Consider the following 21,644-nt stretch of genomic DNA (forward strand, 5'->3'; position numbering starts at 1 on the left):
CATTGCTCCATTAAACGTGTTCTTCGTAAAAACAAGTCTAATGAATGTCGCTGTCCCCCGTTCATGATGTAGAGCCCTTTTTTTTCGTGTGCGTCCAGCATGGGCGCACTCCTGCGGGCATGAAACCGCAAAGCTCAGTGTTGAGAACCTTGAGTGTGTCGTTGCGCTTCTATCGTGACGGCTGGGTTTTACACACATGTACTAGCAAAAGCCCGAGATCCCGCCAGGAAACCGGGCTTTTGCGTTGTTACCTTTTGGGGCCGATCCATTAAGATATATTTATAGTGGTTCTATTTTGTGCTCGGCTTTTTGTGCGGGCATCGTGTAGTCCCGACATATCCCAGAAAATCCAAACGCATGCGCCTACCAATATCCCGGCAAACAAGGTTTAGCGGCCACTCGTATTTTGGCATCGCGGCATTGTCTGCAGCCCTGTATGGCTTGGTGCTGGCCATGATATTGGGTAATGCGGGCCTGGTGTACGTACTAATGTCGGGTTACGACGCCGCCCTCGATCAGTCGGCCGTGCTGGCCGAGATGCGCACTGGCAGTCAGCGCCTGGCGGTGCAGGCCATGCGTCTTTCGGATGGTGGGCTTTTGCAAACAGGCCAGCTCAGCAAAGATATCGATGCAATGGATCGCCATCTGCAGGCGCTGGATCAGGGCGGGGTGGTTGGTGATCGTGAGATTGCGCCGTTGCAGCAGGCGGTGGTGCGTCAGTTTCTGCCTAGTATTCAGCGTCACTGGGTGGGGTTCAAGGGGCGCTTGCAGGCGGTCATTCTCAACTCTTACTCGCACGGCGAAGCGTCGCGCGATCCCCAGGATCTGCCTGGCGGCGTGCAACGCCAATGGTTGGCTGATGATGCGGGCGCCTTGCTCAAATCTGTGTCGGCTGCGTCCGACGCCTTAATGCCACAGTTGCGGGAAGTCAAAAATCACGTCATCAGTACTTTGCTGGTAGCGGTATTTGTTGATCTTGCCTTGCTTATCTTTTTGTTTTGGGCGATGCGCCGGATGGTTGTGCTGCCTTTATCCGAGCTACGCAAAGGCACCGGCGCATTTGCGCACGGTAATTACAGCCATCGTCTCGAGCCTAGGGGTGTGCGAGAGGTTGCAGAGATCAGCACCGCGTATAACGTAGGCGTGCAGCATATCCACGAGCTCATCGAGGAAATGCACAGCAACCAGCAGGGCTTGCAGCGGGCAGATCTGGTGTTCCAGGGGCTTGCAGCCAATGCGCTGGTGGGTATCTTCCTGTCATCCCATGGGCGCTTCAGCTTTGTCAGCCGAAAAATGGCCGACATCTTTGGCTATCAGCCAGACGAAATGGTGGATCAGCTGTCGCTGCTTGCGTTGATCGCCCCAAGAGAACGCTATCTGGTAGACGAAACCCTTAAAAATGCCCTTACCCGCAAATCGCCCACGGTGCGCTTTGAGCACCGCGGACGACGTAAAGACGGCTCCCTGATTGATATCGAGGTGTTTTTAACCATCATCGGCAGTGGTGACGAGGCCTCGGTGATTGGGCTGGTGCAGGACATCACTGAAAGCAAGCAGGCAGAGTCCTCTGCCCAATTGGCAGCCATTGCCTACGAGAACAGCAGTGAAGCCATTGTGATCACAGAGCCCACCGGTGTGATCATCGACGTGAATCCAGCGTACTCCAAAATGACCGGCTATTGGCCCGACGAAGTGGTCGGCGAGTTGCTGTCTTTGTTGCGGCCAGGGCGTCACAACCGTGATTACTACGATGCCATGTGGCACGCGATCAATACCAAGGGACGTTGGGAGGGTGAGCGCTGGCAGCAGCGTAGGTCGGGCGAGGAGTACGCCCAGCGTGTGGTGCTGGATACCGCTTGGAATCACGATGGAACCGTCAACTGCCGGGTGGTGATGCTAAGTGATATCACCCAGAAAAAACAGATGGAAACGGCCATCTGGAATCAGGCACACCATGATCCCCTGACTGGCTTGCCCAATCGCCAGTATTTCAACGAGCAGTTGCTCGATAGCGTTGCCCAGTCTCGCGCAAAGGGGCAGACCCTGGCGCTGCTGTTCATGGATCTGGACCTCTTTAAAGAGGTCAATGATTCGCTGGGCCATGCGATGGGCGACCGCCTGCTGGTAGACGTTGCCGAACGGCTGCGTCAGTGTGCTCCGGACGGACAACATTTTATTGCCCGGCTGGGTGGCGACGAGTTTGTGATGCTGCTGACAGGCGCCCCTGACCGTACCGTGATGGATCACTTATGTGAGCAGATACTTGCCCGCATCACGCAGTCCTACCAATTGGCGGGCACTGCCACCCATGTCTCTGCCAGCATTGGCCTGGCCTTCTATCCCGCCGATGCGGATACCGCCGAGTCCCTGATGCGCCATGTGGATATGGCCATGTATGCTGCCAAGGCACAAGGTCGTAATCGCTATCGGTATTTTGATCAATCCATGCGTAATCGAGTGCAGATGCAACACGATCTGCTGGTGGGGCTGCCCCAGGCTTTGGCCGCTGGCGAGTTCTTTCTTGAATATCAGCCGATTTTCGCTTGTGATACCGGGCAGGTTTGCCGGCAGATAGTCTGTCGCTTGAGTTTGATGAGCGCATCCTGACGCACCTTGAGCACAATGTGCGGCCCGGGCTGCTGGCACTGCATCACGCCGGCATGCGATTTTGTGTGGGTGCTGCGTCTCTTGGCATGCCGGCATTGCTGGTGTCGGGGCGCCTGCCTTTCGAGTTTCTGAAGCTGGATCCAGGAATTACGGAGCAGATTACCAACAGTCCAGTGGCCCGAACGGTTTGTGAAACCATTATTTCGTTGGCACACCGCCTTGAGATGTCAGTGATTGCTGAAGGCATCACCAACGCCGCACAGCATCAAGTGCTCAAAGCCATTGGGTGTGATGCCGGCCAGGGGTTTTGGCTGGGTCCACCCCTGAATGCTTCGGACTTCGAACAACAATATCTGGTGCACCCCGCCTAGCCGGTGGCTGCAGTGGCTCAGGCCCTTTTTTTGCGCAGATAGAGGCCTGCCAGCAACAGAGCCAGCAGCCAAATCAGGATGGGGCGGTCGCCCCAGCGGACATACGGGGTCAGGCCCTGGGCCCCCTGGATTTCTACGTCCAGCACGCCCGGTATGCCGGGATCCAGCTCGGCTCGGACCTCACCCTTGGGGCCGATGGCGGCAGTTGTCCCGGTGTTGGTGGCCCGAATCACTGGCCGTGCAGTTTCCAGGGCGCGCATGCGCGAGATCCACAGGTGCTGCCGGAGTGCCCAGGAGTTGCCAAACCAGGCCAGATTGCTGAGATTGACCAGTACGCTGGCACCGGGCTGGCCATTGGCCCCCGGCCTGACCGCTGCGGCAATCTCCTCGCCAAAGGCGTCCTCATAGCAGATATTGATGGCCAGGGCCTGATCGCCAATGTGCAAAGCGGCCTGCCCGGGCTGTCCGCGATTAAAGTCGCCCAGGGGGATATTCATGGCGTGGACAAACCAATGAAACCCGGTCGGGATAAATTCACCGAACGGGACGAGATGCTGCTTGTCGTAGTGCCATTGACCCGGCTGCAAGGGACCCTGCGTGTCGGTGGGTTGAATGACCGTGGCGCTGTTGGTGTAGCGGTCTGCCGATTGGCTGCGGGTGTGCAAGGGCAGCCCCATGATGATGGGTGCCTGCATGGTTTGGCTAAGGCGTATCCAGGATTGCCAGAAGGCGGGGGAGATCTGGTCTTGAAACACGGGCAATACGGTTTCTGGCAGTACGATCAGCTGAGGTTGGTCTTCAGGCGATTTGGCAGCCAGGCCTGCCAGCCGGTGCGTGCGTGCCATGGCCTCTGACAAGCGGTCGGGATTGAATTTGTCGGCCTGTGGCGTGGCGGGTTGCACCAAACGCACCAGCATGGGCTGGCCAGATGCCCGGGCCCAGTCGATGTGTCCCCAGGCAATGCCCAATAAACCGCTCAGCAAAGCCAGGGCAATGGTGGCAGCTGCGCTGCGATCGTAGGGGGTGTCTTTGGCTCGTGCCATCAGTGCAATGGCTCCGGCTGCGAAAGCAGCCAGCCAGGCCACCCCATATACCCCTATAAAAGGGGCCCAGGCCGCAAACATGCCCTCTGCGTGCGCATAACCGATGTTTAGCCAGGGAAATCCGGTAAACAGTGTGCCGCGCAGCCACTCAAAGGATGCCCAGGCACTGGCCCAGACCAGGGCGTTGAGGATCTGCCTGCCTGCCTTTTGCTGGGGCAGGCGATAGGCGGCACAAAGCCAGGCAGTGAGTGCGCAGGCGCCTGCCGCGAACAGTGCCATGGCAGCCGTAAACAGCAGCAGTGCGGCAATGGCCAGGGGCAGGGCCAGGCCACCAAACTGGTGCATGCTGATGGTCAGCCAGTACACCCCGATGCTGAATTGCACCCAGCCAAAGAGCCAGCCGCGCAAGGCGGCTTGCCGGAGGGTGCCTGCCTGCCATGTTTGCGCAGCCAATACCGCCAGGCTGGCGATCTGGACAAAGGGCAGGCTCCAGGCAGGTAGCGGCCCAGGTGCGAAGCAAAGCGCCTGCAGCGCCCCGGCCAGAATCAGGTAGAGCCAGGATTTGGCTGATTGCCCTTGCTTGCTGTTGGGCTCAACCATGCTGTGAGGCGGGTTCCTGTGATTGGTCTGTCATCCGCTGGATATGCAGCCAGCGGGCACATTTGCTGTCGGCACTCACTACTGTGATTGCCAGACCGTGGCTTTCGAAACGCTCGGCCCGGCGGGGGATATGGCCCAATTGTGCGGCCAGCCAGCCATTGAGCGTGTCGTAATCTTCGTCGGGGATATCTACGTGGAAGGCTTCGTTGAAGTCGTCGATTTCGGTCATGCCCATGGCACGCCAGCTGTTCTCGCCGGTGCGGAAAATCGTTTTTTCGTCTGCTTCGTCGAATTCGTCTTCGATGTCGCCCACAATCTGTTCGAGCACGTCTTCCATGGTAACCAGCCCGCAGATGCCGCCGTGTTCGTCGATGACGATGGCCAGGTGATTGTGGCCGACGCGAAACTCGTGCAGCAGCTCGTTGAGCCGTTTGGTTTCGGGGATGAACACCGGGGGCCGGATCAGGGCTCGAATATCCAGGGCGTGATCGGATAGCGTGAGCAGCAGATCCTTGGCCAGCAAAACACCGATGATATTGTCACGGTCGCCTTCGTATACCGGAAAGCGGGAGTGACCTGTCTCGGTGATGCTGCGCATGAGCTCGGACAAGGGTTGAGTGACGTCGAGAAGATCCATCCGCGAGCGCGACACCATGATGTCGGCAACGGTTTTGTCGGCAACTTCAAGCGCGCCCGAGATCATGGCGTAGGATTCGCCATCCAGGATCGAGTGATCGTGTGCGGCTTCGAGGACGGCCCGGATGCCTTGGCGGTCGGTGGGTGGGGCAGGCCGCATCAGGGCTTTTAGACGGGAGAAAAGCGAACGGGAAGCCGCCTGGGTAGGTCGGGGTTCTGAGTCTGAGGAGTGAGGGTCTGGCATTGTCCGAAGGACGAGTAATGGATCCCGTAGCATAACCGATAAAGTGTCAAACGCTTAAGGGCCGGATTGCGTCAGGTAAGGGTTGGGGATCCCCTGTGCCGCAAGGATCGCTGTTTCCAGTGCTTCCATGCGTTCGGCTTCATCTGTCTGGATGTGGTCATAACCCAATGCGTGCAAAACGCCATGGGTCACCAGGTGTGCGGCATGGTGCAAAAACGGCTTGTGCTGATCAAGGGCCTCTTGCTGTAGTACCGGCAGGCAGAGCACGATGTCTCCGCTGATCAAGCCCGAGGGATCTGCACCGTATTCGAAGGTCAGTACGTTAGTGGCGTAGTCACGCTGCCGCCAGGCTGCGTTCAGGGTGCGGCCTTCGTTGGTGTCCACAATGCGTATAGTCAGTGCCACAGGCTGGCCGGCTCTGGGGTCTGGGGGCACCAGAGCGTGTTCAAGTGCCCGGCCGACCCAGCGGCGCAGGCGCCAGCGTGGCAGGTGCGGTGCTTTTACACCGTACTGGACAGCCAGTGAAAACTCAGGATACATGGTCGCCGGCTTGCTCGTAGGCATCCACAATGCGTGCCACCAGCGGATGGCGCACCACGTCGCGGCTGGTGAAGCGTGTTTGGGCAATGCCGGGGACACCATCCAGCACTTCGAGTGCGTGCAGCAGCCCACTCTGGTGGCCCTTGGGCAGGTCTACCTGCGAAGGATCGCCGTTGATGACGGCCTTGCTGCCAAACCCGATCCGCGTGAGAAACATCTTCATTTGTTCGGGTGTCGTGTTCTGGGCCTCGTCCAGAATGATGAAGGAGTGGTTCAGTGTGCGCCCGCGCATGTAAGCCAGCGGGGCGATCTCGATGGTTTGCTTTTCGAAGAAGCGCTGTGTCTTCTCGAAGCCCAGCAGATCATACAGCGCGTCGTATAACGGGCGCAGATAGGGGTCTACCTTCTGGGTGAGGTCGCCGGGTAAAAAGCCCAGGCGCTCGCCGGCCTCTACTGCGGGGCGGGTAAGCACCAGACGTGACACCGATTCACGCTCCATTGCGTCGATGGCGCAAGCCACCGCCAGCCAGGTTTTACCGGTGCCGGCGGGGCCCACACCAAAAGTGACGTCATGCTTGAGGATGGCCTGCAGGTAATCGCGTTGCCGGGGTGTGCGTGGGCGCAGATCCGATTTGCGGGTATGCAGCACGATACCGTCTGCATCCACAGGCGGCAGCTCGGGCAAACTTTGGGCCGACGTGTCTGAGGGCAGGTGCGAGTTTGAAATCCCACGGTTGCTGAGCTCTACCAACCCCAGTTGCAGCGCATCCAGCGATAGCGCTTCTTTTTCGGCTCGTTTGTGAAACCAGCGCAGGGCGTTTGTTGCCTCTTGGGCACGTGCCCCCCGAACGCTGAGGCGGTTGCCGCGTCGGTTGATCGTCACGTCGTAGGCGTGAGAGATCTGGCGCAGGTTCTCATCCAGTGGGCCGCAGAAATTGGACAGCTGCGTGTTGTCTCCCGTCAATTGCAGCGTCACGGGACGCGGGCCGGGTGTCTTGATGCGGGTACTCATGCAGGAATATGGCCGGTTTCGCGGGTGATGATTTCGCCCCGCAGGGTGTTGGTCATGGTTTCGGTAATGCGCACGTCCACCATCTGGCCAATCAGTCTTGGTTGGCCTGCAAAGTTGACGATGCGGTTGTTTTCACTGCGGCCCTTCATGTCGGCTGGGTCGCGTTTTGAGGGCCCCTCGACCAGCAAGCGCTGTACGCTGCCCACCATGGATTGGCTGATATCGGCAGCCTGCTGGTTGATCAGGGCTTGCAGGCGATGCAGTCGTTCAAGCTTTTCGGCTTGCGCAGTAGGGTCGTCCAGATCAGCTGCCGGGGTGCCCGGGCGCTTGGAGTAGACAAAGGAAAAGGACTGATCAAAGCCGACTTCCTGGACGAGGTCCAGCGTTTTTTGAAAGTCGGCTTCGGTTTCGCCTGGAAACCCGACGATGAAGTCGGATGACAGGGTCATGTCGGGACGTGCAAGACGCAGGCGCCGGATGATGGATTTGTATTCGAGTGCGGTGTAGCCGCGTTTCATGGCGGCCAGCACGCGGTCGCTGCCGGCTTGAACCGGCAGGTGCAAAAAAGGCACCAGCTTGGGCAGGCGACCGTGTGCTTCGATCAGGCGTGCCGTCATCTCTTTGGGGTGCGAGGTGGTGTAGCGGATGCGCTCGATCCCCGGAATGTCGTGCACGTAGTCGAGCAGCATCGCGAAGTCGGCAATCTCGTCTGCGGCCCCGGTGGGGCCGCGATAGGCATTGACGTTTTGGCCCAGCAGGGTTACTTCGCGCACACCCTGATCGGCAAGATCTGCGATTTCCGTGAGCACGTCGTCGAAAGGCCGGGAAACCTCGGCACCCCGGGTATAGGGGACAACGCAGAAGCTGCAATACTTGCTGCACCCTTCCATGATGGACACAAAGGCGGTGGGGCCGTCCACGCGTGCTGGCGGCAGCGCGTCAAATTTCTCGATCAGGGGAAACGAAATATCCACTTGCGAGTGGCCTGTGGCCCGGCGCCGGTCGATGAGCTCGGGCAGGCGGTGCAAGGTTTGCGGACCAAACACCACATCGACGTAAGGTGCCCGACGGACAATGGCTTCGCCCTCCTGGCTGGCTACGCAGCCACCCACGCCGATGACAAGATCCGGCTTGGCTTGCTTGAGGTGCTGCACGCGCCCGAGATCCGAAAACACTTTTTCCTGTGCTTTTTCGCGCACCGAACAGGTGTTGAACAGGATGATGTCCGCGTCTTCCGGTGTATCGGTAAGCTCGACACCTTTGGTGGCGCGGAGAATATCCACTATTTTTTCGGAGTCGTATTCGTTCATCTGGCAGCCAAAGGTGCGGATGAAGAGCTTTTTATGCTGTCCGGGTGACACAGGCTGCAGCAGGGTTGCCAGGGTTTCATCTTGAGACTGGCGCCAGGCCTGGTCTTTGAGGTGCTCGGCGGATTCGCGGGAAGCAGGGATGACGCCGGGGCGACGTACGGGGGTTTCTTGCATGGCAAAGCGCCGGGGCGGGTTTACATCCCGGGGGCGTCGAAAAATGGATGATCGGGCATTTTAACCCACAGCGCTGCCAGATGCCCGGGTGGTCCAGGTATCTGGCAGCGCTGTTGTTGGTTGGGAGGATAACCCCACCGCGCGGCCTGTTGGCCGCTTGGATAATCCAGGCAATCCACAGCCCGCAGGGGCTGTGGATTGTCCAGGATTATCCCAGTTCTACCTCGGTGTTATCTTTCTTGACGTGCTTGACGAGGTCTTCACGCTGAATCCCCATCCACATGGCCAGGGCGGCAGCCACAAACACGGAGGAGTAAATGCCAAACCAGATACCGATGGTGAGGGCCAGGGAGAAGTTGTGCAGGGTGGGGCCGCCAAAGAAGAACATCGACAGTACCATCATCTGGGTGGACCCGTGGGTAATCACGGTTCGGGAGATGTTTTGTGTGATGGACGCGTTGATGATTTCGCGTACGGATGCCTTGCGCTGCTTGCGGAAGTTCTCGCGGATACGATCCATCACCACCACGGATTCGTTGACGGAGTAGCCCAGTACCGCCAGCACCCCCGCCAGCACCGAGAGTGAGAACTCCCACTGGAAGAAGGCAAAAAATCCCAGGATGATCACCACGTCGTGCAAGTTGGCGATGGCGCATGATGCCGCCAGCTTCCATTCGAAGCGAACCGCCAGGTACAGGATGATCCCCACCACTACAAACAGCAGCGCCATGAGCCCGTTGTGAAGCAGCTCTTGCCCCACTTGCGGGCCGACGAATTCAACCCGACGCAACTGCACATCGGGATGTTGTGCCTGCAGTGCGGTGAGCACCGTGCGGCTTTGGGTGGCCGTGTCTTCGTTGGGGCGCACTGGCAGCCGGATCATGATGTCTTGCGAGGTGCCAAAATTTTGCACCTGGAAGTCGCCGTAACCCAGGGCGTCAATGGCGTTGCGGATCTCGCCCACCGGTGCGGTCTGGGTGTAGTGCACCTCCATGACGGTGCCGCCAGTGAACTCGATTGACAGGTGAAAGCCGCGGCCGACAATGAAAAATACGGCGGCCAAAAATGTAAGCAGGCTGATGATGTTCAGGATCAGCGCATGCCGCATGAACGGGATGGTGCGATGGATGCGGAAAAATTCCATGATGAATCCTGATTAGTCTTGCTTGGGTTTCCAGATCTGGCCGATGGAGATGGTCTTGAGCTTGCGTTTGCGCCCGTAATACAGGTTGGCCAGTGCACGTACGCCTACCACCGACGAGAACATGGAGGTGAGAATGCCGATAGTGTGCACCACAGCAAAGCCGCGTATCGGCCCGGTACCAAAGGTGAGCAATGCAATCCCGACGATCAGGCTGGTGAGGTTGGAGTCGAAAATGGTTGCCCACGCACGCTCGAAGCCCAGATGGATGGCTTGCTGGGGTGGTAATCCTAATCGAAGTTCTTCGCGGATGCGCTCGTTGATCAGGACGTTTGCATCGATGGCCATCCCCAGGGTAAGTGCGATAGCCGCAATGCCTGGCAGGGTGAGGGTGGCCTGCAGCATGGACAGTACCGCCAGCAGCAACAGCACGTTAAACGAGAGGCCCAGCGTGGAGAACAGGCCAAACAGGTGGTAGTAAAAAATGATGAAAATGGCGATGGCCGTAAAGCCGTACAAGGTGGAATCAAAGCCTTGCTTGATGTTTGCCGCACCCAGGCTGGGGCCGATGGTGCGCTCTTCGATGATGTGCATCGGGGCTGCAAGCGAGCCGGCGCGCAACAGCAAAGAGACATCCGCGGCTTCCTGGGCGGTCATGCTGCCCGAAATCTGCACCTGGCCACCCGGGATTTCTGAGCGGATCACCGGGGCGGTGACAACCTCGCCCTTGCCGTTTTCAAACAGCACGATGGCCATCCGCTTGCCGATATTGTCTCGCGTCACGTCGCGGAAAATCCGTGCACCTTTGGAATCGAGCGTCAGGTTGACGGTGGGCTCTTGTGTTTGCTGGTCGCGCCCAGGTTGCGCGTCTTGCAGGTTTTCACCAGTAAGGATCACCTGCCGGCGCAGCAGCAACGGCCGACCATCGCGGTCGGTGTATTTCACCAGGCCAAACGGGACACGGCCCGAGGCCAGGGCGGCGGTGGCCGACGGGGAGTCGTCCACCATGTGGATTTCCAGTGTGGCGGTGCGGCCAAGGATCTCTTTGGCTTTGGCAACGTCCTGCACGCCAGGCAACTGGACGACGATCCGGTCGCCGCCTTGCTGCTGGATCACGGGCTCGGCCACGCCAAGTTCGTTGATCCGGTTGTGCAGTGTCTGGATGTTTTGTTTGAGGGCGCTGTTTTGCACCTGGGTGATGGAGGTGGCACTGAGCTTGCCATCCAGCGTCCAGGTGTTGTCTGAACGGCCGGTTGAGAATTCCATCTCGGGCATGGTGCGCCGCAGAGTGTCGGCGGCTGCATCACGTGCGTCCTGGCTTGCAAAACTTGCATGCACGGATTGCTGGTTGCGCTCGACGTCTTCGTATTTGATCTTGGCGTCGCGCAGGGCCGTGCGGGCTTCGCCGGCCATGGAGTCGTAGCGGCTGGTGAGTGCGCCCTGCAAATCAACCTGCAGCAAAAAGTGCACACCGCCTCGGAGATCCAGCCCCAGATACATGGGGTGGGCGCCCAAGGCCGTCAGCCAGTTGGGTGAGGCCGACATCAGGTTCAGCGCCACCGTGTAATCCGGGTTCTTGGGATCGGTGTTAAGCGCGTTTTCGAGCGTGTCCTTGGCTTTGAGCTGAACGTCTGTGGTTTCAAACCGCAGGCGCACTGTCCCTACCGGGCCGTTCATTTCAAATGAACCCGCCGTCGGTGTGATATTTGCCTGTGCCAGGATCTCGTTGGCTTTGTCCAGGGTGCCCTGATCGACCCTGACCGATGTTTTAGCCCCGGCGATCTGGACAGCGGGGGATTCGCCATAGAGATTGGGCAGCGTGTAGAGCACGCCAATCACGACGGCGGCCAGCACGATGAGGTATTTCCAGATGGGGTAACGGTTCATGGTCGGTCAGGAGAGAAGCGTAAAAGACCGGGCGCCGTCCAGGGTGGGCAGCATGTCTGGGGGGACAACTGCACGTGGTGCGTGCCGACGGCGCCGGAAGGGATCAGAGCGACTTGATTGTGCCTTTGGGAAGCACAGCCGTGACAGCGCTACGCTGCACGATGGTTTCCACGGCTTTGTCGCCTGATTGAGCGATTTCGAGGGTGATGTAGCTGTCGCTGACTTTGCTGATCTTGCCCAGTATGCCACCAGACAAAATGACCTCATCGCCCTTGCCCAGGGTTTCGACCATTTTCTTGTGTTGTTTCTGGCGCTTCATCTGCGGCCGGATCATCAGGAAGTACAGGATGACGAACATCAGGATGATGGGCAGCATGCTCATCAAGGCATTGGGTTCGCCACCGGCAGCCGCCTGGGCCGGGATCAGGGTCAGGGTGTCAAGCAGAGACATGAAGGCTCCTGGGAATTCGAGTGTGGGTTAAAGGAAGGAAATAATAGATGAGATTAACTCTTGATTGTAGCGGCATCCGGGCAGGGTCGTCTGTAGGGATATTTAATCAATCCCCCGCTGGCGATCCCGCAGGAAGTTGTCGCGCCATGCTTCAAACCGCTGGTGCTCAATGGCTTCGCGCATTTCGGCCATCAGGTTCAGGTAAAAATGCAGGTTGTGTAAAGTATTTAGCCGGGCACCCGTGATTTCACCTACACGTTGCAGATGATGCAAATAAGACCGCGAAAAATGCTGGCAGGTGTGACAGGTACAGTCTGGATCCAGGGGCCGGGTGTCGGCGCGGTAGCGGGCATTACGAATCTTGATGTCGCCGTATCGGGTAAAGAGCCAGCCATTACGTGCGTTACGGGTGGGCATCACGCAGTCGAACATGTCTACGCCGCGTGATACACCTTCAACCAGGTCTTCAGGGGTGCCCACTCCCATCAGGTAGCGGGGTGCGCCGGCCGGCATGCGGGGAGTGACGTGGGCCAGTACCCGCATCATGTCGGCTTTGGGTTCACCCACCGAAAGCCCGCCAATGGCATAGCCCTCGAAGCCGATTTCGGTCAGACCCGCCAGAGATTCGTCGCGCAGGTCTTCAAACATGCCCCCCTGGATAATGCCAAACAGGGCATTGGGATTCTGCAGATCCTGGAAGGCCTGGCGCGAGCGCCGTGCCCAGCGCAAGGACATGCGCATCGATGCCGCTGCTTCTTCGTGTGTCGCCGGGCGGTCACTGATGCGATACGGCGTACATTCGTCCAGTACCATCGCGATATCGGAGTTCAGGCTGCGCTGGATGCGCATGGATTCTTCCGGAGAGAGAAACTGCCGAGAACCATCGATGGGCGAGGCAAAGCGCACGCCTTCCTCGGTGATCTTGCGCATGCTGTCAAGGCTGAATACCTGAAATCCGCCCGAGTCGGTCAGGATGGGGCGGTTCCATTGCATGAACCCGTGCAGGCCGCCATGCTGATCCAGGATATCGGTACCCGGCCTCAACCACAGGTGAAACGTATTGCCCAATACAATCTGGGCGCCGATTTCCGTCAGTTCGTGGGGCAGCATGGCCTTGACGCTGCCATAGGTGCCCACCGGCATGAAGATGGGCGTTTCGACGATTCCGTGGTTGAGGGTAATGCGGCCGCGCCGTGCGGCGCCGTCCGTGTGCAGAAGTTCGAATTGCAGTCCGGTCATGGGGTCAGGGCAGAGGGGTTCTGGGCGGCCTCGATGAACATGGCATCGCCGTAGCTAAAGAAGCGGTAGCGGGATTGTACGGCGTGCTCGTATGCCTGGCGGATGGGGCCCGTGCCAGCCAAAGCAGACACCAGCATCAGCAGAGTGGATTGCGGGAGGTGGAAATTGGTAATCAGGGCATCCACATAGGCAAACGAGTACCCCGGGGTGATAAACAGCCGGGTATCGCCTTCGGTGGTATGGATGCCATCACCTTCTGCAGCGGCTGCTTCAAGCGAGCGCACGCTGGTGGTGCCTACCGCCACCACACGCCCACCACGAGCGCGGGTTTCGTGCACTTTTTGCAAGGTTTCGGCAGAGACGACATAGCGCTCGGCATGCATGACGTGATCACGGATGTGGGTCACCCGTACGGGTTGAAACGTACCCGCTCCTACATGCAGGGTGACAAATGCCTGGTCCACCCCTTGCGCCTTTAGGCGGTCGAGCATGGCCTGATCAAAATGCAGCCCTGCTGTGGGTGCAGCCACAGCACCTGGTTTCTGTGCATAAACCGTTTGGTAGCGCGATTCGTCCTCGTTGTCGGGGGCGTGGGTAATGTAGGGAGGTAGAGGCACGCTGCCGTACTGATCAAGTAGCGCCAGGACGGGTTCGGGAAAATGCAGTTTGAAGAGTTCGTCCTCGCGTCCCAGTACCTGCGCGTCAAATGCGCCGTCGGCCAGTATCAGCCGGGTGCCGGGCTTGGGTGATTTGCTGGCACGCACATGAGCCAGCACATGGTGTGGATCGAGAATGCGTTCGACCAGCACCTCGATTTGCCCGCCAGTGGCCTTTTGTCCACGCAGGCGGGCCTTGATCACCCGGGTGTTGTTGAACACCAGCAGATCTCCTGCCCGCAGCAGACTGGGCAGGTCGGTAAATTGCAGATCATGCCGGGTGCTGGCGGCGTCCAGGCGCAGCAGCCGGCTTGCATCCCGGCGTTCGGCTGGATGCTGGGCGATCAGCTCGGGGGGCAGGTGGTAATCAAAATCAGAAAGATCGAGGTCGGCAATCACGGGCAGGGCAGACGTTGCATCTGTAACGTCTGAAAATAAAGGTTGGCCGGTATTTTAGTCCTAACAAACTTTGGATTATGCTGGGACTTTTTTGAGTGTGCGGATGATGCGGACAGCGCAGGACAGTATTCGATGGCCGCGTCTCTCTAGCTGGAGACGTGGCTTCGCAGGCCGGGTAGCCGGTGCTTTGGCACTGTGGGCAGGCATGGTCTGGGCGGCAAGCGCCTGGGGCCAGGCGTTGCCGCCCGAGTTGCAAAAAGCCTGGCAGGCCACTCGCTTGCCCGATGCTTCTTTGTCGCTGGAAATTCGCGAAGCAGGTGGGCCGGTATTGGCGCAGGTGCAAGCCAATGTGCCGCGCAATCCGGCGTCCGTCATGAAAACCGTCACCACCTGGACGGCCCTGTCGGCGTTGGGGCCAGATTATGTCTGGCGCACGCGGTTTTTGTCGGTTGGTGGCGCCCGCATTGATGATCAGGGCACGCTGCAAGGGCCTTTGTATGTCAAGGCGGCTGGCGACCCCTGGTTCACCATCGAAGACCTCTGGGTTGCCTTGCGCGAACTGCGTCTGCGCGGAGTAAAAAACCTTGCCAGTGTGGTGGTTGATCGCAGTGTGTTCGGGCCTGTGTCCATCGACCCAGGCGACTTCGACGACTCACCCGACCGGCCCTATAACGCCAGCCCTGATGCCATGATGGTTGGGTTTGGCGCCACGCGCATTTTTTTCCAGGCCGATGCTGCGCACCGGCAGTGGATTCCAGTCATCGATCCCCCCACACGCAACGTTCGCATCGAAGGTCGCCTCGAGTGGCGCGACGGTCGCTGCAAGCCGGCCTCACAGTTTTCTGCGGATGCCACAGCCCAGGGGCCCGTCGCAATTATTCGCATTGGTGGTCAGGCCTCGGGGTCGTGTGGAGATTTCAGCCTGTATCGCCTGGCCGGGTCGCAGGCGGATCATTTCGAGTCATTGTTTCGTCTGCTATGGCGCGAACTTGGCGGTACGCTGGGCAAGGGGTTTACCCAGGGCACGGTGCCGGCCAATGCAGACGTCCTCGTGTCACACGACTCTCCGGCGCTGGCCGATGTCATCCGCCAGATCAACAAGCACAGCAATAACGTCATGGCCCGCATGACCTTATTAACCCTGGGGGCCGAAATCAACGGCCCTGGCGCCACACCAGACACGGCCGCCCGTGCGGTCCGTCAGGTACTGGCCAGCCAGCATGTGGATACCGCGGGCTGGGTGCTGGACAATGGTTCGGGCCTGTCGCGGCAAGGCCGCCTGACTGCGCACGGCTTGGCGCAGATGCTGGATGTCGCCTGGCGCTCGCCGATGATGCCCGAGTTTGTATCCTCGCTGGCCATTTCAGGGATGGACGGTACCGTACGCAAACGGCTGCGTTCAGACGATACCCGTGGCCAGGCACATCTCAAAACCGGTACCTTGCGTGAATCGCGCGCCTTGGCCGGGTATGTCAGAGGCGTCAGTGGCAAGCGGTATATTTTGGTGAGCTTGGTAAACCATGCCAATGCCGGGGCAGTGCGTGCATTTGATGACGCACTGGTGCGTTGGCTGGCGGCCCACTGACACCGGCACCGGCCGCCGCTGCGCGGTCGTGCCCCTTCTGTGTATGCCACCAGGGGTTAAACTGCTGTCCAGTTTCCGCCAGTCGACAGGTTTGCCATGCCCATCCACGAAATTCGCCATCCCCTTATCCGCCACAAGCTGGGCCTGATGCGTCGCGCCGATCTCAGCACCAAGAATTTTCGTGAGATGGCGCAAGAAATCGGCTCGTTGCTGACATACGAAGCCACTAAAGATCTACCGCTCGAGCCCTCGCACATCATGGGCTGGGCCGGTGCGCTTGACGTCGAAAAGCTGGCGGGTAAAAAAGTTACTGTTGTGCCCATTTTGCGCGCCGGGATTGGCATGCTGGATGGGGTCCTCAATCTGATTCCGGGAGCCAAGGTCAGTGCGGTGGGTATCGCCCGCAACGAGCAAACCTTGCAAGCTCAGCCGTATCTCGAAAAATTGGTGGGTCAACTGGATCAGCGCCTGGCGCTGATTATCGATCCGATGCTGGCCACCGGGGGATCCATGGTGGCTGCCATCGACATGCTCAAGCAAGCCGGATGCCGCACCATCAGGGCCCTGGTGCTGGTGGCTGCCCCGGAAGGCATCGCCGCTGTCGAGCAGGCGCATCCGGATGTCCATATCTATACCGCGTCGATTGATGACCACCTCAACAAAGATGGTTACATTATCCCCGGCCTGGGCGATGCGGGTGACCGCATTTTTGGTACCCGCCAAAAGACGGATTAAGTACCCGCCAAAAGACGGATTAAGCAGTAGTTGGGCGTGTTTTGGCGGTCATTGTCGGCTGCTTGTACAGTTTCTGACACAGATCTCTGTCCGAATCAGGTAGGATATGAGTTCCTCTGTCAGATTCAAGGAGTACCGAATGGCCACTCGTAAGCAAATTGCGACACAGTCCGCAGGCGACGCCCTTATCGAAGACCTTAAATCCAGTCTGGATCAGGCCGAAAAATTGCTGCGCGAAGCCGCCGACGCAACGGGCGAAAAAGCGGCCGATTTGCGTGCACGGGCGCTGACCGCCCTCGATCAGGGCCGCAGTGCTCTGGCTGATACGCAGGCCAATCTGGTCGAACAAGGCCGCAAGGTTGTGCACGATACCGATGAATACGTGCAATCCAACCCCTGGAAAGCGGTTGGCATTGCGGGAGTTGCCGGCCTGCTTCTGGGCGCTTTGCTGTCGCGGCGCTAAGCCCAATGGCAACACTCGGTCAGGTCGCGGCAGATCTCGCCGCCCAGCTGGCTGCTCTGCTGGGTACCCGGCTCGAGCTCCTGGGTCTCGAGGCTCAGGATGTCCGAGATCGCCTGCTGTGCCGTCTGGCGCAGCTGGTGCTGGCGGTGTTTCTGCTGGCGCTGGCAGTACTGGTGGCTACGCTCACCATTGCCCTGTATTTCTGGCCCACCCAACACCGTTATCTGGCCTTGTGCTTGTTGGCCCTGGGCTATGCTGCGCTGGGTGCCGTTGTGCTGGTGTGCCTGTTGCGGCGGCTCAAAACAGATCCGCCACCCTTTGCGGTCAGTGCCCAGGTGTTGCAGCAGGATGCGCAGGCGTTCAAAATACCTGCCGCTGGCAGCGCCACATCAGACTTCAACCGGGCGCCTGACGGCACCGACATGCCCGATGAAGATCCTTTTCGGGGGATGTCGTAATGTCGTTGTTTGCACCATCTCAAGCCGCACAGCAGCGTCAGTTGCGTATTCAGTTGCTGCGTCTCCAGGCTGATTATCAGCGTCTGGCGCTGCGCCGTACGGGGTGTCAGTTGGTGCAGGCGCTACAACCCGACGCGCTGGCTGCGCAAGCCCGTGCTCATTTGCGTGCCAAGGGTCTGGGGTGGCTTGGCGTGGGTCTGCAGGCCTTGCGCCGTTATCCGCTGATGAGTTCGCTGCTGGGGTCGTTGCTGGGCAGCCGAAGCCGCCGCCGCATTGCGCTTAAAACCGCCCTGATCACCGGGCTGGTCTGGTTGGGCAAGCGCCAAAGGTAAGGATCGGAACCAACCAGGGGCACTAGATGCCCAGCTGACTCCACATGGCATCCACCTTGCGTTTGGTGTCCTCGTCCATGTGGATGGGGCGGCCCCATTCACGTGGGGTTTCTGCCGGCCACTTATTGGTGGCGTCCAGTCCCATCTTGCCGCCCAGGCCGGACACCGGAGAGGCAAAGTCCAGATAATCGATCGGGGTGTTGTCCACCAGCACCGTGTCACGCACAGGATCCATCCGGGTGGTCATCGCCCAGATCACTTCGGGCCAGCTACGGACATCAATGTCCTCGTCCACCACCACAATAAATTTGGTGTACATAAATTGCCGCAGCACACTCCATAGGCCAAACAAAATGCGTTTGGCATGCCCCGGGTACTGTTTGCGGATGGAGACCACTGCCAGACGATAACTGCAGCCTTCGGGGGGCAGGTAGAAATCGGTAATCTCGGGAAACTGGCGTTTGAGCAAAGGCACAAAAACTTCGTTTAGCGCCAACCCCAGTACGGCGGGTTCATCCGGCGGTTTGCCGGTATAAGTACTGTGATAAATCGGCTGGCGACGATGGGTGATGCGCTCAACCGTAAACACCGGAAACCAGTCTTGTTCGTTGTAATAGCCGGTGTGGTCGCCGTAAGGGCCTTCCAGGGCCATTTCGTAGCCGGTCTCTGGCGGCGGTTTAACGCCCTCGGGTACGGCGGGCGCCTGCGCGCGAGGGTCTGTGGAGGGCAGAATATGGCCCTCCAGAATGATTTCTGCCTGGGCGGGTACTTGCAGGTCGCTACCCAGCGCAGCCGCCAGCTGGGTGCGGGATCCCCTCAGGAGACCGGCAAATTGATATTCGGACAGGCTGTCGGGGATGGGGGTGACAGCCGCCAGCAAGGTGGCTGGATCGGTGCCCAAGGCAACGGCAATCGGAAACGGCTTGCCGGGGTGTGCCAGGCAGTGGTCGCGGAAATCCAGCGCGCCACCACGGTGCGAGAGCCAACGCATGATCAGCTTGTTGCGCCCGATCAACTGTTGACGGTAAATACCCAGGTTTTGCCGGCGGGCGTTGGGGCCGCGGGTAATCACCAGCCCCCAGGTCAGTAGCGGGGCCACATCGCCTGGCCAGCAGCTTTGCAGCGGCAAGGTGTTGAGATCCAGCTCGTTGGCCTCAATGACGACTTCCTGGCATGCTGCCCCCTTTACCTGGCGTGGGTTCATGTCCCACAAGGCAGCTTTGAGCATCGCGACCTTGGACAGGGCATCACGCATGCCATGGGGGGGTGTGGGCTCGCGCAGCGACGCCAGCAGCTCGCCGGTCTCGCGCAGGGCGGAGACATCCTCGGCACCCATGCCCCAGGCCACGCGCTGAGGGGTGCCAAACAGATTGGCCAGCACCGGGGTGTCGGCAGGCTTGCCCGCATGTAGCGGATGCTCGAACAGCAGGGCGGGGCCTCCTGAGCGCAAGACCCGGTCGCAGATTTCGGTGATTTCGAGGTGGGTGGAGACAGGGTGCTGGATACGCTTGAGTTGCCCCTGGCGCTCGAGCTGGGCAATGAAGTCCCGGAGATCGCGATATTTCACAGAGTATGGCCAATCAGGTTACAGTGTCGTCGTGCCACAGATTACCATCCGACTGTCTGCCGGAGGCCGCCATGGTTGCAGGATTTTCTGATCGACTGCAGCACGGGGTGCGTGCCGTCGTGTCTCCTGTCAGCGAATTCATCCACGTCAGTGCCATTTATCTGGGGCTGGCGGTTCTCACAACACTAGCGCTCAGCTTGGTGCTGCCGTCCATGCGCCAACAATCCCGGCAACTGCACGAAGTTGTCCTGGCCATGTTTCAGGCAGATGGTGGCAGCTACAGCGTACCCGATAGCGACGAAATCTGGTCGCCCATGGCCTCGTCCGAGGTGCCGGATGCCGCAGATAACACCAGCCCGCCTGCTACAGACGATACCGCTGCCGCACAACCGGGCGACAACCCGCCTGCCGCAGCCCAGCCGCCGGTTGCGCAGGCCGGTGTACCCGGATTCATGCAAGCAGTCTCGGCCAGCATCCATGATCGTTCCGTATTCGGCGCAACAGCGTCTCAGGTACACGGTCTGCGCAGTTATCTGGCCCGCAAATACCGGATTTCGCCCAGTGTGGCCGGCGCCTTGGTGCGAATTGTGTTTCCGGTCGCCCGAGACCTCAAGCTGGACCCCCAATTGATGCTGGCGGTGATCGCCATCGAGTCCCGTTATAACCCTTTTGTTGAGAGCTCCGTGGGGGCGCAGGGTTTGATGCAGGTGATGGGAACAGTGCACAACGACAAGCTGCGCCGGTATGGTGGGCAGCCTGCCATCTTTGACCCGGTGGTCAATATCCGTGTGGGGGGCCAGATCCTGGCCGACTGCATTCGCCGCCGGGGTTCTGTGCAGGGTGGCTTGGCCTGTTATGTGGGTGCGTCGGGCCCCAGCGACGGCGGGTACGGTGCCAAGGTGCTGGCCGAGCGCCGTCGTATTGCGCTGGCCTCCGGCATCCCCCTCGGCAAGTAATAAAGCCGGGCGAAATCATTTATGCGTGCAGCGTCGCCATAAAAGTTTCCATCCGGGTGATGGCCTGACGCAGGCGATCCAGGCCGGTGGCATACGAAAACCTGACAAAAGTCTGTGCATGGGCCGGGCCAAAATCCAGCCCGGGTACGGCAGCGACGCCTGCCTCTTGCAAAAGGCGTCGGCAAAAGGTGGCGCTGTCGATGCCCGTGTGGCTGATGTCTGCAAAAATATAAAACGCACCGTCTGGCGCGGCAGGCACATCGAGGCCGAGGCGCGAGAATTCGGGCAGGAGATAATCGCGGCGCTCTTTGAAGGACAGGCGCCGGCGCTCGTAGATCTGCATGACTTCGGGCTCAAAGCAACTGAGTGCTGCATGCTGGGCCAGTGCTGGCGCGCAAATAGCCAGGCTGGCAGCCAGTTTTTCGATGGCCGGCATCAGTGCCGCCGGAGCCATCAGCCAGCCTAGGCGCCAGCCTGTCATGTGAAAATATTTTGAGAAGCTGTTGATGACAATCAGGTTGTCATCCAGGGTAAGGGCGCTTTGCGGCGTGTGATCGTAGGCCAGGCCGAGATAGATCTCGTCCATGATCACAAAACCGCCCCGGGCACGTACTGCGGCGATCAGCGCCCGCAGGGCCTCGCGCGGCATGGAGGTGCCGGTGGGATTGCTGGGCGAGGCAATCAGCACGCCGCGAGTGTTGGGTCCCCAGTGATCTTCGATGTCTTGGGCGCACAGTTGAAACCGCTGTTGCGCCGTGGTGGGGATCAGTCGTGTGATGCCGCCGGCGGCGGTGATGAAATTTTGGTTGGCTGGATAGGAAGGATCGGGCATCAGGACTTCGTCGCCCGGATTGATGAGTGCCAGGGCCACCAGCAACAGGGCACCGGAAGCACCGCCGGTGACCAGAATCCGTGAGGGATCCACGTGTGCGCCAAACTGGGTGTCGTAGTAGTGGCTGATGGCTTCGCGCAGCGCCGGGATGCCTGCAGGCGCGGTGTAGCCACTGAGGCCGGCCTCTGCCGCGCGGTTGAGCGTCTCCAGCACGCGGGCTGGTGCAGTGAAATCGGGCTCGCCGATCCCCAGGCTGATGATGTCATGCCCTTGGGCAGCCAGTGCCTGCGCCTGTTTCAGCACTTCCACAGCGTAAAATGGCACCGTGCGTTCTGTTCGCTCTGCCAGTTGAACCATCATCAATCTCTAGCGCATCCATTTGAAAGCCCGATTGTAGCCTTGGCTT

20 protein-coding genes are annotated in these 21,644 nt (G+C 59.6%); 8 read left to right on the plus strand and 12 right to left on the minus strand.

Annotation, left to right across the window (positions count from 1 at the left end; genetic code table 11):
- Nucleotides 1-357: 357 nt before the first annotated feature.
- Together ABS758_RS08480 and ABS758_RS08485 are read left to right on the plus strand one after the other, a co-directional pair.
- Entirely contained in the window at nt 358-2,607 is a 2,250-nt protein-coding gene (locus ABS758_RS08480) for a diguanylate cyclase domain-containing protein (RefSeq protein ID WP_350382275.1), read from the plus strand.
- Nucleotides 2,562-2,978: an EAL domain-containing protein gene (locus ABS758_RS08485; RefSeq protein ID WP_350382274.1), complete on the plus strand. Its 417-nt coding sequence runs from the start codon at nt 2,562-2,564 to the stop codon at nt 2,976-2,978. Before ABS758_RS08480 ends, ABS758_RS08485 begins: the two co-directional genes overlap by 46 nt.
- A gap of 17 nt (nt 2,979-2,995) precedes the next feature.
- On the opposite strand, the gene lnt is transcribed toward ABS758_RS08485, so the two are convergent.
- The 10 genes from lnt to queA form a co-directional block, all read right to left on the minus strand.
- Nucleotides 2,996-4,621, minus strand: coding sequence for an apolipoprotein N-acyltransferase (lnt, locus tag ABS758_RS08490; protein WP_350382272.1), 1,626 nt, complete (start codon nt 4,619-4,621; stop codon nt 2,996-2,998).
- Nucleotides 4,614-5,501, minus strand: coding sequence for a CorC family transporter (locus ABS758_RS08495; protein WP_350382270.1), 888 nt, complete (start codon nt 5,499-5,501; stop codon nt 4,614-4,616). Before ABS758_RS08495 ends, lnt begins: the two co-directional genes overlap by 8 nt.
- Nucleotides 5,502-5,555: 54 nt before the next feature.
- The gene (ybeY, locus tag ABS758_RS08500) at nt 5,556-6,041 is read right to left on the minus strand and encodes an rRNA maturation RNase YbeY (protein ID WP_350382304.1); all 486 of its coding nucleotides are present in this window, start codon (nt 6,039-6,041) and stop codon (nt 5,556-5,558) included.
- A complete protein-coding gene (locus ABS758_RS08505) occupies nt 6,031-7,053 on the minus strand; it encodes a PhoH family protein (RefSeq protein WP_350382269.1) in 1,023 nt (340 codons plus the stop codon). The genes ybeY and ABS758_RS08505 overlap by 11 nt, the downstream gene beginning before the upstream one ends.
- A complete protein-coding gene (miaB, locus tag ABS758_RS08510) occupies nt 7,050-8,537 on the minus strand; it encodes a tRNA (N6-isopentenyl adenosine(37)-C2)-methylthiotransferase MiaB (protein WP_350382268.1) in 1,488 nt (495 codons plus the stop codon). The genes ABS758_RS08505 and miaB overlap by 4 nt, the downstream gene beginning before the upstream one ends.
- Nucleotides 8,538-8,745: 208 nt before the next feature.
- Nucleotides 8,746-9,681, minus strand: coding sequence for a protein translocase subunit SecF (gene secF, locus ABS758_RS08515; protein WP_350382267.1), 936 nt, complete (start codon nt 9,679-9,681; stop codon nt 8,746-8,748).
- Between the two features lie 12 nt (nt 9,682-9,693).
- Complete coding sequence (gene secD, locus ABS758_RS08520; RefSeq protein ID WP_350382266.1) at nt 9,694-11,565, minus strand: protein translocase subunit SecD; 1,872 nt, start codon at nt 11,563-11,565, stop codon at nt 9,694-9,696.
- Nucleotides 11,566-11,668: 103 nt separating this feature from the next.
- On the minus strand, nt 11,669-12,016 hold the full coding sequence (gene yajC / locus ABS758_RS08525) for a preprotein translocase subunit YajC (RefSeq protein ID WP_350382265.1): 348 nt from the start codon (nt 12,014-12,016) through the stop codon (nt 11,669-11,671).
- 102 nt (nt 12,017-12,118) lie between these two features.
- The gene (gene tgt / locus ABS758_RS08530; RefSeq protein WP_350382264.1) at nt 12,119-13,255 is read right to left on the minus strand and encodes a tRNA guanosine(34) transglycosylase Tgt; all 1,137 of its coding nucleotides are present in this window, start codon (nt 13,253-13,255) and stop codon (nt 12,119-12,121) included.
- A complete protein-coding gene (gene queA / locus ABS758_RS08535; RefSeq protein WP_350382263.1) occupies nt 13,252-14,310 on the minus strand; it encodes a tRNA preQ1(34) S-adenosylmethionine ribosyltransferase-isomerase QueA in 1,059 nt (352 codons plus the stop codon). Before queA ends, tgt begins: the two co-directional genes overlap by 4 nt.
- Before the next feature lie 205 nt (nt 14,311-14,515).
- Between queA and dacB the strand changes: the two genes are divergently transcribed.
- The 5 genes from dacB to ABS758_RS08560 all read left to right on the plus strand — a co-directional run bounded on the left by dacB (nt 14,516) and on the right by ABS758_RS08560 (nt 17,883).
- On the plus strand, nt 14,516-15,895 hold the full coding sequence (dacB, locus tag ABS758_RS08540; RefSeq protein ID WP_350382262.1) for a D-alanyl-D-alanine carboxypeptidase/D-alanyl-D-alanine endopeptidase: 1,380 nt from the start codon (nt 14,516-14,518) through the stop codon (nt 15,893-15,895).
- A 96-nt stretch (nt 15,896-15,991) separates the two neighbouring features.
- The gene (upp, locus tag ABS758_RS08545) at nt 15,992-16,630 is read left to right on the plus strand and encodes a uracil phosphoribosyltransferase (protein WP_350382261.1); all 639 of its coding nucleotides are present in this window, start codon (nt 15,992-15,994) and stop codon (nt 16,628-16,630) included.
- A 139-nt stretch (nt 16,631-16,769) separates the two neighbouring features.
- On the plus strand, nt 16,770-17,093 hold the full coding sequence (locus ABS758_RS08550; RefSeq protein ID WP_350382260.1) for an ElaB/YgaM/YqjD family protein: 324 nt from the start codon (nt 16,770-16,772) through the stop codon (nt 17,091-17,093).
- A gap of 5 nt (nt 17,094-17,098) precedes the next feature.
- Complete coding sequence (locus tag ABS758_RS08555; RefSeq protein ID WP_350382259.1) at nt 17,099-17,551, plus strand: phage holin family protein; 453 nt, start codon at nt 17,099-17,101, stop codon at nt 17,549-17,551.
- A complete protein-coding gene (locus ABS758_RS08560) occupies nt 17,551-17,883 on the plus strand; it encodes a hypothetical protein (protein WP_350382258.1) in 333 nt (110 codons plus the stop codon). The genes ABS758_RS08555 and ABS758_RS08560 overlap by 1 nt, the downstream gene beginning before the upstream one ends.
- Nucleotides 17,884-17,905: 22 nt before the next feature.
- Here ABS758_RS08560 and ABS758_RS08565 read toward each other — a convergent pair whose 3' ends face one another.
- Nucleotides 17,906-19,450, minus strand: a complete 1,545-nt coding sequence (locus tag ABS758_RS08565; protein WP_350382257.1) for a UbiD family decarboxylase — start codon at nt 19,448-19,450, stop codon at nt 17,906-17,908.
- 71 nt (nt 19,451-19,521) lie between these two features.
- On the opposite strand from ABS758_RS08565, the gene ABS758_RS08570 reads away from it, so the two are divergent.
- Nucleotides 19,522-20,406 carry a lytic transglycosylase domain-containing protein gene (locus ABS758_RS08570; RefSeq protein WP_350382256.1) on the plus strand — a complete coding sequence of 295 codons (885 nt, stop codon included), beginning with the start codon at nt 19,522-19,524 and terminating at the stop codon, nt 20,404-20,406.
- Nucleotides 20,407-20,425: 19 nt separating this feature from the next.
- Here the strand turns inward: ABS758_RS08570 and ABS758_RS08575 are convergent, their stop codons facing one another.
- Nucleotides 20,426-21,595, minus strand: coding sequence for a pyridoxal phosphate-dependent aminotransferase (locus ABS758_RS08575; protein WP_350382302.1), 1,170 nt, complete (start codon nt 21,593-21,595; stop codon nt 20,426-20,428).
- Nucleotides 21,596-21,644: the final 49 nt, after the last annotated feature.

The sequence above is a fragment of the Castellaniella sp. FW104-7C03 genome (genome assembly GCF_040276085.1).
Classification (GTDB): domain Bacteria; phylum Pseudomonadota; class Gammaproteobacteria; order Burkholderiales; family Burkholderiaceae_B; genus Castellaniella.

Bases quoted from the DNA above. Each gene is read 5' to 3' on its own strand.
- miaB (WP_350382268.1), bottom strand. From the start codon at position 8,537: ATGCAAGAAACCCCCGTACGTCGCCCCGGCGTCATCCCTGCTTCCCGC.
- upp (WP_350382261.1), top strand. From the start codon at position 15,992: ATGCCCATCCACGAAATTCGCCATCCCCTTATCCGCCACAAGCTGGGC.
- ABS758_RS08560 (WP_350382258.1), top strand. From the start codon at position 17,551: ATGTCGTTGTTTGCACCATCTCAAGCCGCACAGCAGCGTCAGTTGCGT.
- secF (WP_350382267.1), bottom strand. From the start codon at position 9,681: ATGGAATTTTTCCGCATCCATCGCACCATCCCGTTCATGCGGCATGCG.
- lnt (WP_350382272.1), bottom strand. From the start codon at position 4,621: ATGGTTGAGCCCAACAGCAAGCAAGGGCAATCAGCCAAATCCTGGCTC.
- ABS758_RS08555 (WP_350382259.1), top strand. From the start codon at position 17,099: ATGGCAACACTCGGTCAGGTCGCGGCAGATCTCGCCGCCCAGCTGGCT.
- secD (WP_350382266.1), bottom strand. From the start codon at position 11,565: ATGAACCGTTACCCCATCTGGAAATACCTCATCGTGCTGGCCGCCGTC.
- yajC (WP_350382265.1), bottom strand. From the start codon at position 12,016: ATGTCTCTGCTTGACACCCTGACCCTGATCCCGGCCCAGGCGGCTGCC.
- ABS758_RS08570 (WP_350382256.1), top strand. From the start codon at position 19,522: ATGGTTGCAGGATTTTCTGATCGACTGCAGCACGGGGTGCGTGCCGTC.
- ABS758_RS08550 (WP_350382260.1), top strand. From the start codon at position 16,770: ATGGCCACTCGTAAGCAAATTGCGACACAGTCCGCAGGCGACGCCCTT.
- dacB (WP_350382262.1), top strand. From the start codon at position 14,516: ATGGTCTGGGCGGCAAGCGCCTGGGGCCAGGCGTTGCCGCCCGAGTTG.
- tgt (WP_350382264.1), bottom strand. From the start codon at position 13,255: ATGACCGGACTGCAATTCGAACTTCTGCACACGGACGGCGCCGCACGG.
- ybeY (WP_350382304.1), bottom strand. From the start codon at position 6,041: ATGTATCCTGAGTTTTCACTGGCTGTCCAGTACGGTGTAAAAGCACCG.
- ABS758_RS08495 (WP_350382270.1), bottom strand. From the start codon at position 5,501: ATGCCAGACCCTCACTCCTCAGACTCAGAACCCCGACCTACCCAGGCG.
- ABS758_RS08575 (WP_350382302.1), bottom strand. From the start codon at position 21,595: ATGGTTCAACTGGCAGAGCGAACAGAACGCACGGTGCCATTTTACGCT.
- ABS758_RS08505 (WP_350382269.1), bottom strand. From the start codon at position 7,053: ATGAGTACCCGCATCAAGACACCCGGCCCGCGTCCCGTGACGCTGCAA.
- ABS758_RS08480 (WP_350382275.1), top strand. From the start codon at position 358: ATGCGCCTACCAATATCCCGGCAAACAAGGTTTAGCGGCCACTCGTAT.